The 15,571-nt window shown below is 72.0% G+C and carries 16 protein-coding genes; 8 read left to right on the top strand and 8 right to left on the bottom strand.

Annotated features, from left to right (window positions below):
* Positions 1-700: 700 nt before the first annotated feature.
* The 3 genes from JIAGA_RS0103980 to JIAGA_RS0103990 are packed head-to-tail and all read right to left on the bottom strand — an operon-like array spanning position 701 to position 3,826.
* Positions 701-1,756 (bottom strand): hypothetical protein, encoded by a 1,056-nt coding sequence (locus JIAGA_RS0103980; RefSeq protein ID WP_026874655.1) that lies wholly within the window; start codon positions 1,754-1,756, stop codon positions 701-703.
* Positions 1,747-2,337 carry a dienelactone hydrolase family protein gene (locus JIAGA_RS0103985; protein ID WP_026874656.1) on the bottom strand — a complete coding sequence of 197 codons (591 nt, stop codon included), beginning with the start codon at positions 2,335-2,337 and terminating at the stop codon, positions 1,747-1,749. Before JIAGA_RS0103985 ends, JIAGA_RS0103980 begins: the two co-directional genes overlap by 10 nt.
* A gap of 37 nt (positions 2,338-2,374) precedes the next feature.
* Positions 2,375-3,826, bottom strand: coding sequence for an NCS2 family permease (locus JIAGA_RS0103990; RefSeq protein WP_026874657.1), 1,452 nt, complete (start codon positions 3,824-3,826; stop codon positions 2,375-2,377).
* 124 nt (positions 3,827-3,950) lie between these two features.
* On the opposite strand from JIAGA_RS0103990, the gene JIAGA_RS34285 reads away from it, so the two are divergent.
* From JIAGA_RS34285 to thpR, 4 genes are all read left to right on the top strand, one after another.
* A complete protein-coding gene (locus tag JIAGA_RS34285; protein WP_157552676.1) occupies positions 3,951-4,820 on the top strand; it encodes a DUF2530 domain-containing protein in 870 nt (289 codons plus the stop codon).
* A 159-nt stretch (positions 4,821-4,979) separates the two neighbouring features.
* Positions 4,980-5,459, top strand: a complete 480-nt coding sequence (locus JIAGA_RS0104000) for a MarR family winged helix-turn-helix transcriptional regulator (RefSeq protein WP_245597109.1) — start codon at positions 4,980-4,982, stop codon at positions 5,457-5,459.
* A gap of 53 nt (positions 5,460-5,512) precedes the next feature.
* Entirely contained in the window at positions 5,513-6,808 is a 1,296-nt protein-coding gene (locus JIAGA_RS27460) for an MFS transporter (protein WP_245597110.1), read from the top strand.
* Positions 6,805-7,371: an RNA 2',3'-cyclic phosphodiesterase gene (gene thpR, locus JIAGA_RS0104010; RefSeq protein WP_026874659.1), complete on the top strand. Its 567-nt coding sequence runs from the start codon at positions 6,805-6,807 to the stop codon at positions 7,369-7,371. Before JIAGA_RS27460 ends, thpR begins: the two co-directional genes overlap by 4 nt.
* A gap of 507 nt (positions 7,372-7,878) precedes the next feature.
* Here thpR and serC read toward each other — a convergent pair.
* Both serC and JIAGA_RS0104025 read right to left on the bottom strand, forming a co-directional pair.
* Positions 7,879-9,006, bottom strand: a complete 1,128-nt coding sequence (serC, locus tag JIAGA_RS0104020; RefSeq protein ID WP_026874660.1) for a phosphoserine transaminase — start codon at positions 9,004-9,006, stop codon at positions 7,879-7,881.
* Positions 9,007-9,145: 139 nt separating this feature from the next.
* Positions 9,146-10,252, bottom strand: a complete 1,107-nt coding sequence (locus JIAGA_RS0104025; protein ID WP_026874661.1) for a citrate synthase 2 — start codon at positions 10,250-10,252, stop codon at positions 9,146-9,148.
* 143 nt (positions 10,253-10,395) lie between these two features.
* On the opposite strand from JIAGA_RS0104025, the gene pdxH reads away from it, so the two are divergent.
* Positions 10,396-11,034 carry a pyridoxamine 5'-phosphate oxidase gene (gene pdxH / locus JIAGA_RS0104030; protein WP_211239499.1) on the top strand — a complete coding sequence of 213 codons (639 nt, stop codon included), beginning with the start codon at positions 10,396-10,398 and terminating at the stop codon, positions 11,032-11,034.
* A gap of 325 nt (positions 11,035-11,359) precedes the next feature.
* On the opposite strand, the gene JIAGA_RS0104035 is transcribed toward pdxH, so the two are convergent.
* On the bottom strand, positions 11,360-12,049 hold the full coding sequence (locus JIAGA_RS0104035; protein WP_026874663.1) for a hypothetical protein: 690 nt from the start codon (positions 12,047-12,049) through the stop codon (positions 11,360-11,362).
* Positions 12,050-12,109: 60 nt separating this feature from the next.
* Here JIAGA_RS0104035 and nagA point away from each other — a divergent pair, with 60 nt between their 5' ends.
* Positions 12,110-13,243: an N-acetylglucosamine-6-phosphate deacetylase gene (nagA, locus tag JIAGA_RS0104040; protein ID WP_026874664.1), complete on the top strand. Its 1,134-nt coding sequence runs from the start codon at positions 12,110-12,112 to the stop codon at positions 13,241-13,243.
* 21 nt (positions 13,244-13,264) lie between these two features.
* On the opposite strand, the gene JIAGA_RS27465 is transcribed toward nagA, so the two are convergent.
* Positions 13,265-13,549 (bottom strand): hypothetical protein, encoded by a 285-nt coding sequence (locus tag JIAGA_RS27465; protein ID WP_035812069.1) that lies wholly within the window; start codon positions 13,547-13,549, stop codon positions 13,265-13,267.
* The gene (locus tag JIAGA_RS27470) at positions 13,546-14,346 is read right to left on the bottom strand and encodes a ParA family protein (protein ID WP_051425684.1); all 801 of its coding nucleotides are present in this window, start codon (positions 14,344-14,346) and stop codon (positions 13,546-13,548) included. Before JIAGA_RS27470 ends, JIAGA_RS27465 begins: the two co-directional genes overlap by 4 nt.
* A gap of 212 nt (positions 14,347-14,558) precedes the next feature.
* Here JIAGA_RS27470 and JIAGA_RS0104050 point away from each other — a divergent pair, with 212 nt between their 5' ends.
* On the top strand, positions 14,559-15,242 hold the full coding sequence (locus JIAGA_RS0104050) for an iron-dependent transcriptional repressor DtxR (RefSeq protein ID WP_026874665.1): 684 nt from the start codon (positions 14,559-14,561) through the stop codon (positions 15,240-15,242).
* On the top strand, positions 15,239-15,559 hold the full coding sequence (locus JIAGA_RS0104055) for a rhodanese-like domain-containing protein (protein ID WP_026874666.1): 321 nt from the start codon (positions 15,239-15,241) through the stop codon (positions 15,557-15,559). The genes JIAGA_RS0104050 and JIAGA_RS0104055 overlap by 4 nt, the downstream gene beginning before the upstream one ends.
* Positions 15,560-15,571: the final 12 nt, after the last annotated feature.

Here is a 15,571-nt window from a genome sequence, read left to right on the forward strand (position 1 = left end):
TCGATGACCTCTTCGTTCAGCATCGGGCGCACGACGTCGAGGTGACGCTGCTCCTCGGCCTGGCGACGGCGGCGGGCGGACAGAGCGGTGCCGCCCCACCAGAGCCCGGCCACACCGGCCGCACCGCCGGCCCAGGGCGCGGCGTCGACGTAGAACGGATGGTCGACCTCGGAGGCACGCTCGATGAACCGCTCGATCATGGGGCCGTAGGACGGTGCGCAGCAGTCGACGGACTGGTCGAGGGCGTCCTCGACGTAGTACGTCGGCCCGTCCTCGCTGTGCTGGACGGCGTTGAAGCCGCGCCCCTCCCAGGAAGAGTCGGCGACCGTTATGACCGCGTAGACGCCGTCGACACCAACCCGGTCGTACAGCTGGGACGCCAGCTCCTCGCCCTCCCACAGCATCTCGCTGCCGGCCATGCTCTCCACGTCGCGCGGGTCGAGGGCGGCCGCCGGGACGACGGCGATGCGCATCTCGACCGGGGCCTCTGCGGCGGCGTCGTCGAGTTGGCTCTCCCACTCCGGGTCGAGCTCGTCGGCGACCTCCGGATCCACCCACACCCCGGGTCCGCCCAGCTGCAAGGCCACCTCGTCCAGGTACCGCTCGACGTCGGCCTCGCTGGCGGTGGCCGGCGATGTGGCGACGAAGGCTGCGGCCAAGGCGGTGGCCACGGTGGCCGTGACGGCGAGGCGGGTGAGAGTCATCGGCGGGCTCCGGCCAGACGTTCACGGCAGGCCGCGCAGACCGGCACCTCGCGGGCCCGGCCGCCGGGCGGCGTGTACATCCAGTCGGTCACCGACACTCCATGACGCTGGTCGAAGAAGCAGTCAGCGCGTCGCGTCGGCAGCGGCTGACCGGCCAGGCGCGCTCTGCCGCACGCCAAACGCCACCGACCGTACTCGACGGTGGCCCGGACCGCACGCAGCACGGTGTCGTCAGGTGTGCCGTCCACCGCCGGCCCGGCCTCGGCATACGCGTCCATGGCGGCCTGGACGTCGGCCGCCACCGCGGGGTCGTCGACGGGCAGATCCGCGGCGTCGAGCTCCTCGCCGAACCGGGTGACGTCCTCGCGGGCCAGCTGCCGCCGGTCGGCCAGCGAGTCGGCTTCGTCGTCGAGGACGTCGAACGACGGGCGGTACAGCGCCTGCCCCGCGGCGCCATCCGGCTGCCGCGACCGCCGGCGGCGCCACCACAGCAACGCGCCGGCCAGCGCCGCGAGGACCGCGACGACCACCAGCACCGGGACCAGCCAGCCACCGGAACCGTCCTCGGCCGGCTCACCGGGCAGGCCGAGCTCGGTGAGCACGTCGTCGAGGATGGCGACCTGCTGCGATCGAGTGTGCCGGCCGACCGCGGCGTCGAGGGCCGGACCGACCGGCGCGTCGACGCCCACGGCCATGCCGTAGCTGCCCGCCCCGCCGAACACCGCGAGATAGACGCCGTCCGGGGCGCCGGCGTCGGCGAGCGCGTCGAGGAACGCCCGACCCCGCTCGTCGTTGGTGTCGCCCGGCAGGTCCGACAGCGCGGTGGCCGGCACGACCGCGACGTACGTGGGCGGCTCCTGCTCGTCCACCCGCTCGGTGAGCCGGGCGGCGTCGTCCGCGGAGACGATCGAGGACTGACTCGGGTCGACGTAGACCGGGGCGGACTCCCAGCCGGCGAGCACGTCGGCAACGTGGCCGTCGGCAGGAGCGGGCGACGCGGCCCATGCCGTCGCGGCGAGCGTGAGCAGCGCCGCCGTGAAGGTCAGCCGCATGCCGCGAGGAACTCCAGCGCGCGGCGGTTCATCGTGGCGGCCGCCTCAGGGTGATGCTCCTTCGGCAGTGAGGTGTCGGCGAACAGGTGCGAGGAGACGCCCGGGTACGAGAAGTAGTGGTACGACGCGCCGGCCGCGCTGACCGTCTCGGCGAACTCGTCGTTGAGCTCGGCTTCCCGGAACGGGTCCTCCTCGCCCTCGTGCACCTGCACCGGCACCGACGACGGCCACAGCTCGGCTCCGATGGCGCGCAGCGGCACCGAGCCGTGGAACAGCAGCGCGCCGCGGGCACCGGGGCGGGTGGCGGCCAGCAGGGTGGCCGGCAGCACGCCGTTGGAGTAGCCGGCGTAGACGACGTCGGGCCGCAGCCCGTCCATCGCGGCAGTGGCACGGCGCAGCAGCTCCGGCAGCCCGCCGTAGGACTCGAAGAACTCGAACGCGGCGTCGTAGTCGTCGAACACCGCGCCGCCGTAGAGGTCGGGAACGTGCACCACGTGGCCGGCCTGCCGCCACTCCTCGGCAGTCTGCAACACACCGGGACGCAGCCCGAGGACGGAGTGGAAAAGCACGATCTCGCTCATGGTCTCAGGTTGTATCAGCCGGCTCCGACACCCGGGGTCAGCTCACGCCGAGCAGGTCCTCGATCGGCGCGATGGCGAAGTAGACCACGAACATCGCCGCCACCACCCACAGCAGCGGGTGCACCTGGCGGGCCTTGCCGCGGGCGGCCTTGATGATGACGTACGCGAGGAAGCCCGCCCCGATGCCGGTGCTGATGGAGTACGTGAACGGCATCAGCGCGATGGTCAGGAAGGCCGGGATGGCCAGCTCCAGGTCGTCCCACGGGATCTCGCGCACCTGGGTCATCATCAGGAGTCCGACGAGCACCAGCGCCGGCGCGGCCGCCTCGTTCGGCACCATGGCGACCAACGGCGCCAGGAACGTCGCCAGCAGGAAGCACACGCCGGTGACGACACTGGCCAGGCCGGTGCGGGCACCCTCACCGACACCCGACGCGGACTCGATGTAGGAGGTGTTGCTGGACACCGACGCGGCCCCGCCGGCCGCGGCGGCCACCGAGTCGACCACGAGGATCTGCGTGGTCCGCGGCGGGTTGCCGTTCTCGTCGAGCAGCCCGCCCTCGGCGCCGACGGCCACCATGGTCCCCATCGTGTCGAAGAAGTCGGCCAGCATCAGCGTGAACACGAACAGCAGGACGCTGACCACGCCGACCGCTTCCCACGAGCCCAGCAGGCTGAACTCGCCCAGCAGCCCGAAGTCCGGCACGTCGACGATCTGGTCCGGCACCTGCGGGGCGTTGAGGTTCCAGCCGTTCGGGTTCTCCGCCGACGGGCCCAGGTCGGCCACAGTCTCGACGATCACGGCCAGGACGGCCGTGCCGACGATGGTCCACAGGATCGCGCCGCGGATCTTCAACGCGTACAGCACCAAGACCGCGATCAGGCCGGCGCAGAACACCGCGACCGGCAGCGTCGTCAGCGAGCCGCCCTCGCCCATGCCGATGGGCGGTGACGGGGAGCCGGTCGAGCGGACGAATCCCGCGTTCACGAAGCCGACCAGCGCGATGAACAGGCCGATCCCGACGCTGATGGCGGTCTTGAGGTGCCGGGGAACCGCGCCGAAGACCGCCTGCCGGAACCCGGTCAGCACCAGCACCAGGATGAGCAGGCCTTCCAGCACCACCAGGCCCATCGCGTCGGCCCACGTCATCTGGCTGGCCAGCCCGAACGCCACGAACGCGTTGAGCCCCAGCCCGGCCGCGAGAGCGAGCGGATAGTTCGCGACCACGCCCATCGCGATCGTCAGGACACCCGCGACCAGCGCCGTGGTCGCCGCGACCGCCGCCAGGTCCGGTGCGTCGCCGCCGCCGAGGAAGGCGCCGTCGACATCCGGGACGGTGCCGATGATCAGCGGGTTCAGCACGATGATGTACGCCATCGTGAAGAACGTGACGAGGCCGCCGCGGACCTCCCGGCCGACGCTGGAACCCCGTGCGGTGATCTTGAAATACCGGTCCAGAGCCGAGGTCTCGGTGGTGGACTGGGGCATGGGGCTCCTCCGGGTGCTCGCGGTGGTGTCGCGGCGAGAATGCCAGAAGATCGCTTCGTGACGTGAGGCAGCTGACGATCGATTGGCTCGCCGTGCCGGGGCGGGCAGGACTAGCCTGGGTGACATGGGGAGACGGCGACGGCGTACCGAAGCGGCGCCCGAGGTCGAGCCGGACGAGGTCAAGCCGCTCGACGTCGACGGTGTTCGCACCGTCGCCGTCCTGACCATTCTCTGGGCGGTCGCGTTCGTCCTGCTCGCGTTGCGCATGGATTCCCTCGAGGCCGAGGGCCGCGGCTGGTGGCTGTGGACGTGCCTGGCTGGTGTCGGGCTCGGGCTGCTCGGGCTGGAGTACACCCGCAAACGGCGGGACGCGATCAACGAGCCCGAAGATGAGGAACAGTTCGACGCCGGACGACACGACGCCGAACCGGTCGAGGCCGAACCGGTCGAGACCGAAGCGGTGACGCGCCCCATCGACACCGGCGCTGACCTGCCGCCCGTCCGTACACGCACGGACCTGCCGCCGGTGCGCGACACCCGCGCCGATCTCCCGCCGGTCGATGGACCGGAACCGGGTCCGACCTATGGGCCGACCACGCGCCCCGGTCCGGCGGGCCCCGAGCGTCCGACCGACCCGGGCCGCACCGCCGATTCCGGTGCTGATCGGCCGGCCGGCGGCGAGCGCCCGCGGACTCCCGATCGTCCCTCCATGGACGATCGCCCGGCGTCCCGTGACTCGTCCCCGCCGACCGGCCGCAATCGAACGGTCCGCCAAGGCAGCGGATCCGAGCTCTTCGGCGACCTCGGGGTCGGCGCGACCCCACCGTCCGGCACTCCGTCCGGCGCTCCGTCCGGAGACGACGAGCCGCTCCTCGACACCACGTTGAGCGGTCGTCGTGCCCGCGATGACGACAAGGCCGAGGAGATCGACGAGATCACCGAGGGCGGGACGCAGTACCGCGGCCGCCGCGCCCGGCGCTCCGACACGGCCTGAACAGCGCGTTTTCGAATCGTGAAGCCCGAGGCCGGCGCTCGGGGCGGTCATGCCTGCCGTGGCCCGACCGCCAGGTCTGTCAACCGCCCCGCTGTGCCAGGAGCGTCATAGTGTTATGCGACTGGAACTTAGCAAGGGTAATGAGTTAACCTAAGCAAAGTGTCAGCTGCGAAGATCTCTCCCACCCCGCCGCCGGCCCGGTCCGGGTCGGTGAAGCCGCGTACCCAGGCCGGCCTCGCCAGCTCGTTGCGCATCGCGGTCGGCCGCTTGAGCCGGCGCATCCGCAACGAACGCGAGGACGACTCCCTCACCCTCAATCAGCTCTCCGCCCTGGGCGTGCTCGAACGCAAGGGCCCCATGCCGGTCGGTGAGCTCGCCGCGTGTGAGCGGGTACGCCCGCCGTCCATGACCCGCACCGTCTCCGCGCTGGAGGAACTCGGGCTCGTCGTCCGGGGGCCCCAGCCGGCCGACCGGCGGGTCGCCGTCGTCCGTATCACCGAAGCCGGGCTCGCCCGCACCGCCGCCGACCGCAAGCGGCGCGACGCCTGGCTGACACATCGGCTGCGCGAGCTCTCGCCGGACGAGCGTGAGCGCCTGCGTGCCGCGCTGCCCGTGCTCGAGAAGCTGGCGGGCCTGTGAGCCCGACATTCAGCTCCCTCCGGCACCGTGATTACCGGCTGTACTGGTCGAGCATGTTCCTGTCCAACGTCGGCACCTGGATGCAGCGCATCGCCCAGGACTGGCTGGTGCTGGTGGTGCTCGGCGGCGGCGCGCAAGCGGTGGGCATCACCACGGGCCTGCAGTTCCTGCCGTTCCTGCTGGTCGCGCCGTTCGGCGGGCTGCTCGCCGACCGGTTCCCCAAGCGCAACCTGCTGATCGTCACCAACGCGTTCCTCGGCCTGGTCGGCCTGGTGCTCGGTGTGCTCACGCTGACCGGCCTGGCCCAGATCTGGCACGTCTACGTGCTGGCGTTCCTGCTCGGCGTTGGTACGGCGCTGGACAACCCGTCCCGGCAGGCGTTCGTCTCCGAGCTGGTGCAGAAGGACGACCTCACCAACGCCGTCGCACTCAACAGCGCTTCGTTCAACGCCGCGCGGCTGATCGGCCCGGCGCTCGCTGGCGTGCTGATCGGGCTGATCGGCACCGGCTGGGTGTTCATCCTCAACGGCGCCTCCTTCATCTCACCCATCCTGGCGCTGATCCTGCTGCGCCGGCACGTCGACCGGCCGGTGCGCGAGCAGGGAAAGACGGGGACGTACTCGCAGCTGCGCGAGGGCGTGCGGTACGTGCGGTCCCGGCCGGACCTGATCATGGTCTTGACCATCATGTTCGGGCTCGGCACGTTCGGCATGAACTTCCAGATGACGATGGCGCTGATGGCCACCGACGTCTACGGCAAGGGCTCCAGTGAGTACGGCCTGCTCGGCTCCGTGATGGCCATCGGCACGCTGTCCGGTGCGCTGATCGCGGCCCGCCGGCGGGTGCCACGCCGACGGCTCGTCGTCGGTGGCGCCGTGGTGTTCGGCCTGTTCGAGATCCTCTCCGGCCTGATGCCGTCGTACACGCTCTTCGCCATCTCGCTGGTGCCGGTCGGCGTCATCGCCATGACCGTCATGACGGCGGCCAACGCGTACGTCCAGACGACGGTGCCGCAGTACGTCCGCGGCCGGGTCATGTCGCTGTACATGATGATCTTCATGGGCGGTACGCCTGCCGGCGCGCCGGTCATCGGCTTCGTCGCCGACGCGTTCGGCGCACGCTGGTCGCTGCTCGGCGGCGGCATCCTCACCGTGCTGTTCGCACTCGGCGCGCTGGTTCTGCTGGCACCCAAGAGTGGCGTGGTGGTGCGCACCCGGCTGCGTCCGCGGCCCGGGCTGGTCGTCGTCACCCGGCCGGTGAACACCGAACAGCCGGCGCCGGCGGACCCCGCCCGCGCACCGGTGGCGGCACCGCCGGCGGCGCGCAGTCCGGTGAAGTCCGCGCCGTGAGGCTGTTCGCCGCCGCGGTGCCGCCACCCGACGCCGTCGACCACCTGGTGCGGGCTCTGGGCCCGGTCCGGGCGCGCGACCACGACCGGCGGCTGCGTTGGGCCGAGCCCGCGGGGTGGCACGTCACCCTGGCGTTCTACGGCGAGGTCGGCGACGGGCTGCTGGCCGGCCTGAGCGAGCGGATCGGCCGTGCGGCCGGCCGGCACCCGCGCGCACAGGTGCGGTTCTCGGGCGCCGGGCGGTTCGGCGCGGCGGTGCTGTGGGTGGGCGTCCACGGCGACACCGAGGTGCTGCGCCGGCTGGCCCGGTCGACGATCGCGGCCGGCCGACGCGCGGGCGTCCGGCACGAGCCCGGTCGGACCCGGCAGCGGTTCCGGCCCCACCTCACGCTGGCGAGGTCGCGGCAACCCACGGATCTGCGGCCGTACGTCGAAGGGCTGGCGGACTACGCCGGTCCGGTGTGGACCATGAACGAGGTCACCCTGCTGTGCTCGCATCCCGGGCCGGTGGGCGTCGGGCCACGGTACGAGGCGATGGGCCGGTTCCCGCTGGCCGCTCGCTGACCGGAACGGTCAGAACAGGGTGGCGACCGCCACGACGACCAGCATCACGATCAATGTCGCCGTCACCAGTTGGCGGGTGGTCTTCGGCCGCACCGCCGCCCCCTCTCCACGCTTCCCGCGCTCAGCGTACGCGCCCGCCGCCGGCCGGTGATCGACGGGACCGGCGGCGACGCCGGAGACGCGGCGGATGCGATCACCCGACGGCGTTGACCACGAGGATGACTGGTGATCATCGCGGTGTGGACTTCATCGGCAAAGGAGCATGGTCGAGCCTGCGAGCTGCTCAGATGCTGGTAGCCGGAGCGGAATTCGCCGCCCACGCGGCCCATTCGCAGAGGACCGAACGGATGATCCCCAGCACCAGGTCACACACTCTATGGTGGTCTCAGGAACACGACGGGGGAATAAAAAGGTTCCAGCCGATGGCGGAACCAAACAACGCGCCCGGCCGCTGACGCGAATCGCGGCCGGGCGTTGTTTTGTGTCTCGCGCCGGGCGGGAGCCGCCTCAGCGGCCGAGCTCCTCCACGACGAAGTCGATGCACCCGGTGAGCGCTTCCACGTCGGCGGGGTCGACCGCGGGGAACATGGCGACCCGCAGCTGGTTGCGGCCGAGCTTGCGATACGGCTCCACGTCGACGATGCCGTTGGCCCGCAGCACCTTGGCGACGGCGGCGGCGTCGACGGCGTCGTCGAAGTCGATGGTGCCGACCACCAGCGACCGGGCATCGGCGTCGGTGACGTACGGCGTCGCGTACGGGCTCTTCTCCGCCCAGCTGTACAGGTGGTTCGACGAGGCCGTGGTGCGGCCTACCGCGAACTCCAGACCGCCCTGGCCGTTGAGCCAGTCCAGCTGGTCGGCCAGCAGGAAGAGGGTGGCCACGGCCGGGGTGTTGTACGTCTGGTCCTTGCGCGAGTTGTCGACGGCGGTCGGCAGGTCGAGGAACGCCGGGACGTACCGGTCGGTGGCCGCGATCTCCTCGACCCGGGCCGCTGCTGCCGGCGAGAACGCGGCGACCCACAGTCCCCCGTCGGCAGCGAAGTTCTTCTGCGGCGCGAAGTAGTAGACGTCGGCCTGCGAGACGTCGACAGGCAGGCCGCCTGCGCCGCTGGTGGCGTCGACCAGCACGAGAGCGTCGTCCGCGGCGCCCGCGACCCGGCGCACCGGCGCCATGACACCGGTGGAGGTCTCGTTGTGCGGCCACGCGTAGACGTCGACGCCGTCCTCGGCCGCCGGCTGCGGCAGCGAGCCGGGCTCGGCCTTGACCACGGCGGGCTCGTCCAGCCACGGCGCGGTCTTGGTGACGGTGGCGAACTTCGACGAGAACTCGCCGAAGGACAGGTGCTGTGCGCGCCGGCGGACCAGCCCGAAGGCGGCGGCGTCCCAGAAGGCCGTGGTGCCGCCGTTGCCCAGGATCACCTCGTAGCCATCCGGCAGCCCGAGCAGCTCGGCGACGCCCTCGCGGACGCGGTGCACGAGATTCTTGACCGGTGCCTGCCGGTGCGAGGTGCCCATGACCTCGCTGCCGCGGGCGGCGAGGGCGGCCAGGGCCTCGGGCCGCACCTTGCTCGGCCCGGAGCCGAAACGGCCGTCGGCGGGCTTGAGGTGGTCGGGGATCCGCACAGTGTCGGTCATGAGCCTCTCCGGTGTCGTGTCCGGTGGGTTACGTCAGGGTGACGACACTGTCAGATCGGCCATTGTGCCGCATCGCCCGGGCAGCCGCGAAGCCGCCCGGGCGAACTCGTCTCGGATACGTGCGATCAGCGTGGTGTGATCACGCCGCCCAGCTGGCGTTCCAGCCCGGAACGGAGTCGGGGGTACGCGGACCCGGCCCGGTGTATTTGGCCGACGGCCGCACCAGCCGGCCGGTCTTCTTCTGCTCGAGGATGTGCGCGCACCAGCCGGCGGTGCGGGCACAGGTGAACATCGAGGTGAACATGGACGCCGGCACCTCGGCGAAGTCGAGCACGATGGCGGCCCAGAACTCCACGTTCGTGGCGAGCACGCGGTCCGGCTTGCGCTCGTGCAGCTCCGACAGAGCCGCCTTCTCGAACGCCTCGGCAACCTCGTAGCGCGGCGCGCCCAGCTCACGGGCCACCCGGCGCAGGGTGCGAGCACGCGGGTCCTCGGCGCGGTAGACGCGGTGGCCGAAGCCCATGAGCCGCTCGCCGCTGTCGAGCACGCGCTTCACGTAACCCAGGGGATCGCCGGTGCGCTCGATCTCCTCGATCATGGCGAGCACCCGCGACGGCGCACCGCCGTGCAGCGGCCCGCTCATCGCCCCGACGGCCGCGGACAGTGACGCGGCGACGTCGGCGCCGGTGGAGGCGACCACCCGCGCGGTGAACGTCGAGGCGTTCATACCGTGCTCGGCGGCCGAGGTGAGGTAGGCGTCCACGGCAGCGGTGTGCCGCGGGTCGGGCTCGCCGCGCCACCGGGTCATGAACTGCTCGACGATGCTGCCGGCCTCGGCGACGACGGCGTCGGGCACCTGTGCCTGCCCGGTCGCCTCGCGGGCGGACTGGGCGACGAACGACAATGCCGTCGACGCGGTGCGCGCCAGCTGATCGCGGGCGTCGTCGTCGCTGGTGTCGAGCAGTGGCTGGAACCCCCACAGCGGGGCCAGCGTGGCCACCGCGCTCTGGGTGTCGACCCGGACGTCGCCGGTGTGCACCGGCAGCTGCAGTGGCTCGGCCGGCGGCAGGCCCGGGTCGAAGCTGCCGTCGACCAGCAGGCCCCAGACGTTGCCGAACGGCACCCGGCCGACGAGGTCGTCGATGTCGACGCCGCGGTACCGCAGCGCGCTGCCTTCCTTGTCAGGTTCGGCGATGTGCGTCTCGAAAGCGACGACACCCTCAAGGCCATGCATGACCTCGGACATTCAGTCTCCATTCGTGGTGCGCTCACGGCCCCCTCTCATCATGCCCCCCACCTGGTGGGTCTGGACAAGTTGCGACAATGTGAATGTGTGGTTTCCCACAGTGTGATACGCCACTGTGGGATCGAGGTGACACAGTGGGTGCCGTGGAGGAAGGACTGCCCCGGATGCGCCGCCGGTACACCGCCGGACGGCTGCTCGAGAGCGACGTCGCGGCCGATCCGTTCGAGGAGTTCCGCGCCTGGATGCACGACGCCGTGACCGCCGGCCTGGTCGAACCGAACGCCATGGTGCTGTCCACCGCCGGGCCGGACGGTCAGCCGAGCAGCCGGACGGTGCTGCTCAAGGGCATCGACGACGGCGGCTTCGTCTTCTTCACCAACCGTGGATCGCGCAAGGCGGCGGACATCGAGGCGAACCCACGGGTGGCGCTGTGCTTCCCGTGGATCGCGATGGAACGCCAGGTCCTGGTGTGCGGGGTCGCCCGGCCGGTGTCGCGCGCCGCGAGCCTTGCCTACTGGGTTACCCGGCCGCGGGAGTCACAACTGGGCGCCTGGGCCAGCCAGCAGTCGGCGGTCATCAGCAGCCGCGAAGACCTGGAAGCCGTCGCGGCCGAGGTGGCCGAGCGTTATCCCGCCGACGTGCCGCTGCCGGATTTCTGGGGCGGCTACCGGGTGGAACCGTCGTCGGTGGAGTTCTGGCAGGGCGGCGTCGCTCGCCTCCACGACCGGCTGCGCTACCGCCGCGAGGACGAGCGTTGGGTCGTCGAGCGACTCTCACCCTGACGGGGCGGCCGGAACGGGGTGCCCGGAACCGGCCAGAAACGGAACGACCCGTGGGCTGCTTCCACGTCCGTACGGATGTGGCCCGGGCGGACCAGCGCCGGGAGCCCACGGGTCGGGTGACTGCTCGGTATTGCCAGCCGCGAAGCCGGCGAACCAGGGGTCACCCCCGAGTCCTGCGTCGAGCAGGGCGGCTAGCGAGCAGCCACCTCACGAGTCCGATAGCTATTCACCGTTGGACCACCTCCTTTCCGTGTGCCTCAAAGCTATGCGGGTACCGACGCCGCGGCAACGGTTTTTTCAACCGGTGAACGCGGGCTGGTGAACGTCAGCCCGCGGCGGGCACGGCGATCCAGGTGGCGTGCGCGCGGCCCAGCAGCCGGCCGTCGGCGCCGTAGACGGTGGAGGCGGTCCAGGTCTTGCGGCCCTCGGTTCCCACGTATCGGCCCATGACCAGGCACGATTCGCCTGCTGCCGGCAGGTCGGCGACGTCGGCGGTCATGCGGCCCAGCACCATCGGCCGGCCCTCGATGGGTGCGGTCCAGCCGCCGGGGCAGTCCAGCGCCGCCCAGACCAGTTCCGGCCGGCCGGCGAACTCCGCCGTGACGTTCCACACACACGCGGTCCGGCCGTCGCCGAGGCGTCCAGGGAACAGCCGCAGCCCGTCGCCGGGCTCCCGGGCCGGGCCGCAGACGAAGCACTCGGGGAACGGATGGCCGGTCAGGCCCGGGTACCGGGTGGCCGCGTCGGCCGCCGCGTCCAGCGGGACGGGGTCGACCGCGGCCAGGTCGCCGTCGCCGGCGGGAACCGCCTCGGCCACCAGAGCCGCGCCGTCGACCAGCCGCAGACCGGCGCCGTCGTCGGGGGCGACCTCGAGGGGGGCGTCAAGCGGCGGCGGCGTGCGCAGCGTGACGGTGACCGGAGCGCCAGGCAGCCGCCCGGCCAGCAGCCCCGCGACGTATCCGCCGTTGCCGGACGTGGTGGGGCCGCGGAAGCGGCGCGGCACCGTCAGCGTCATGCCGACGACGGTAGCGGTACCGTGCCGCTCGCACCCTTCGACCCATGGGAGGCACCAGACATGACGGTGATCGCCGGTGCGCGGATCGTCACGCCGGACGGCGTGCTGGAGGACGGCTGGCTGGAGGTGTCCGGGCAGCGCATCGCCGGCCTGGGCACCGGTGAGCCGCCCCGGCCGGCCGACCGCGACGTGGCCGGCCGCTGGTTGGTCCCCGGTTTCGTCGACATCCACTCCCACGGCGGCGGCGGTGGCAGCGTCGTCGGCGCCGACCCCGGCCAGGTGCGCGCGTTCGTCGCCACCCACCGCGCGCACGGCACGACGTCACTGATGGCCAGCCTGGTCACCGGCAGCTACGACGACCTCGAACGGGACATCCGTGCGCTGGCCGGGATGGTCGACGACGGGCTCGTCGCCGGCATCCATCTGGAAGGGCCGTGGATCTCGCCGGCCCGCAAGGGCGCGCACGACGAGTCGGCGCTGCGGGCACCGGAACCGGCCGCGGTGCGCCGCCTGCTCGACGCCGGCCGTGGGACGGTGCGCATGGTGACGCTGGCCCCCGAGCTGGAGTACGGCCTGGACGCGGTGCGCGCGGTGGTCGACGCCGGCGCGGTCGCCGCGGTCGGGCACACCGACGCCGGCTACGACGTCGCGCGGCAGGCCATCGACGCCGGCGCCACGGTCGCGACCCACCTGTTCAACGCGATGGCTCCGGTGCACCACCGCAAGCCGGGGCCCATCGTCGCCCTGCTGGAGGACAAGCGCGTCACGGTCGAGCTGATCCTCGACGGAGTCCACCTGCACCCGGCCATCGCCCGGCACGTCCGGGCCGCCGCCGGTGCCGGGCGGGTGGCTCTGGTCACCGACGCGATCGACGCCACCGACATCGGCGACGGCGACTACGTGCTCGGCGGGCTCCCGGTGCGGGTCACCGACGGCGAGGCACGGCTGGTGGAGGGCGGCTCCATCGCCGGCAGCACGCTGACCATGGACCGAGCGTTCCGGTTCGCCGTCGAGCAGGGCGGGTTCACGGTGCCGGAGGCCGTCGAGGCGACGTCGGCCAACCCGGCCCGGGTGCTGGGCATCGGTGACCGGGTCGGCGCCCTGGCCACCGGGCTCCAGGCCGACCTCGTCGTCCTCGACGAGTCGCTGCGGGTCGAGGCCGTGATGTCGCGGGGGTCGTGGCTGCCGGCGTGAGCCCGCTCACGTCCTGCGGGCCTAGGAGTCCGACCAGGCCCGCAGGACGTGAGCGGCGGCCTCCTCGGCGGTCCAGCCGTAGGTCTCGGCCTTGCGGCGCAGTCGCTTGCGGTCGCGCTTGGAGAGGTGAACCAGCACCTCGGTGTCGTCGTCGGCGGAGTGGCCCTTCTTCCGGTGCTTCTTCGCCGACTTGGCGACGGCCGGCTCGCTGACGGCGAGCGACGACAGGTGGGCGGCGGCGGGCCGCACGGTGCCGTCGGGCGCGCGGACCAGGGCCGGACGGGGCTGCGGTAGGCCTGCGCTCATCGCGCCGCTCCCTTCGCGAACGGCCCGGCATTGGACCGGACGCCGGTGAGCAGGAGGTCGAGGTAGCCGGCGAACACGCGGGACACCTCGCGGGCACCCGGGGACGGCCAGCGCTGGACGGGCAGGCACGCACCCTGGGCACGGGTGATCGCGGATCGCTCCGGCACGACGGGGTCGAGCACCAGGTCGCGGTACGCCGCGATGAGTTCGTCCAACCGATAGCGGTGTTCCGCCGCACCCGCACGGAACCGGTTGACCACGATGCCCGCCGGGCGCAGCCGCAGGTTGTGCCCGCGGCGGACGGCGTCGACGGCGGCCAGGGCCTGCTGCGCCCCGGTGAGCGCGAACGCCGTCGGCTCGGCCACCACGAGCGCGACATCGCTGGCGGCGAGGGCGCTGCTGGTCAGCTCGGCCAGGCTGGGCGGGCAGTCGAGCAGGACGAGGTCGGCGTCGCGCAGACCCGCCAGCGCCGAGCGCAACCGGTGCCGTGCCGGTGCGCCGTCGGCCGGATGGTTGTGTCCCTCCAGCACCGGCTCACTGGCCAGCACCCGGACGGTGTCGCCCCAGCCGCTGGCCGTCACGGCATCGCCGACAGGCACGGCGCGATCGGCGGACAGGACGTCGTTGGCGGTGAAGCGCACCTCGGCGGGATCGAGCGCGGTGGTCGCGTTGCCCTGAGGGTCGAGGTCCACCACCACACACGGAACGCCGATAGCCCGTGCGGCACCGGCCAGGCCGAGCGTCACGGACGTCTTACCGACGCCACCTTTGAGGCTCAGCACACTCACGGTCGGCATCCCAGTGAGTTTGCCACGCCGCGGCCGTCTCGTCTGCACGCGCCGGCGCCGCGAACAGGGCTGTCCTGCACGATCGGCACCGGAAAACGAGACGCGGTCGCGATAAGCTCGTCACATCAGCCCGATGCGAGCCGGGCTGGATCACGACCGACGGCGCCCCCAATGCCCAGAGGTCGTCCGGTCTTCGTGAACAGAAGCTAGGAGAGCCGCCGGTGAGCGACCTCATCGATACGACAGAGATGTACCTCAAGACGATCTTCGAGCTCGAAGAGGAGGGCATCGTCCCCCTTCGCGCGCGCATCGCCGAGCGTCTGCACCAGTCCGGCCCCACCGTGAGCCAGACGGTCGCCCGCATGGAGCGCGACGGTCTGCTGCACGTGGACGAAGACCGCCATCTCGAGCTGTCGGAGAAGGGCCGGCTGCTGGCCATGCGGGTCATGCGCAAGCACCGCCTGGTCGAGCGGCTGCTCGTCGACGTCATCGGCCTGGACTGGGAGCTGGTGCACAACGAGGCATGCCGCTGGGAGCACGTGGTCTCCGAGGCCGTCGAGCGGCGCCTGGTCGACCTGTTGCACGAGCCGGCCTCCGACCCGTACGGCAACCCGATCCCCGGCCTGCGCGAGCTCGGCACCCAGATCGAGGTCGAGGACTTCCGCGCCGGTGTCCGGCAGCTGAAGCACGCCAGCACCGCCGACGGTGCCGAGGTCACCGTCCGGCACATCGGCGAGCCGCTGCAGGTGGACGAGAAGCTGCTGGCCCATCTGCGCGAGGCCGAGATCGTGCCGGGCCGCACGGTGCGCGCCGTCACCACCGACGGCGGCATCCAGATCCGCAGCGCCGAGACCGTCGAACTGTCGGTCGCCGACGCCTCGCACATCTTCGTGAGCGTGCCGTGAGCGGTCCGGACATCACCGTCGACGACCTCGCTGCGAAGTGGCGCGACGGCGCCCACATCATCGACGTGCGCGAGCCGGGGGAGTACGTCGAGGCGCACATCCCGTGCGCGCGGTTGCTGCCGATGGGCGCCGTCATCGCCGAGCTGGACCAGATCCCCCGCGACCGTACCGTCTACGTCGTGTGCGCGGTCGGTGGGCGCAGCGCCCAGGTGGCCGACTACCTCGGTGCCCAGGGCATCGAGGCCCGCAACGTCGCCGGCGGCACCCAAGCGTGGGTCCGTGCCGGCCACCCGGTCGAGACGGGCCTACCGGAGTAACTCGGAGCCGCG

The organism is Jiangella gansuensis DSM 44835, assembly GCF_000515395.1.
Classification (GTDB): Bacteria; Actinomycetota; Actinomycetes; order Jiangellales; family Jiangellaceae; genus Jiangella; species Jiangella gansuensis.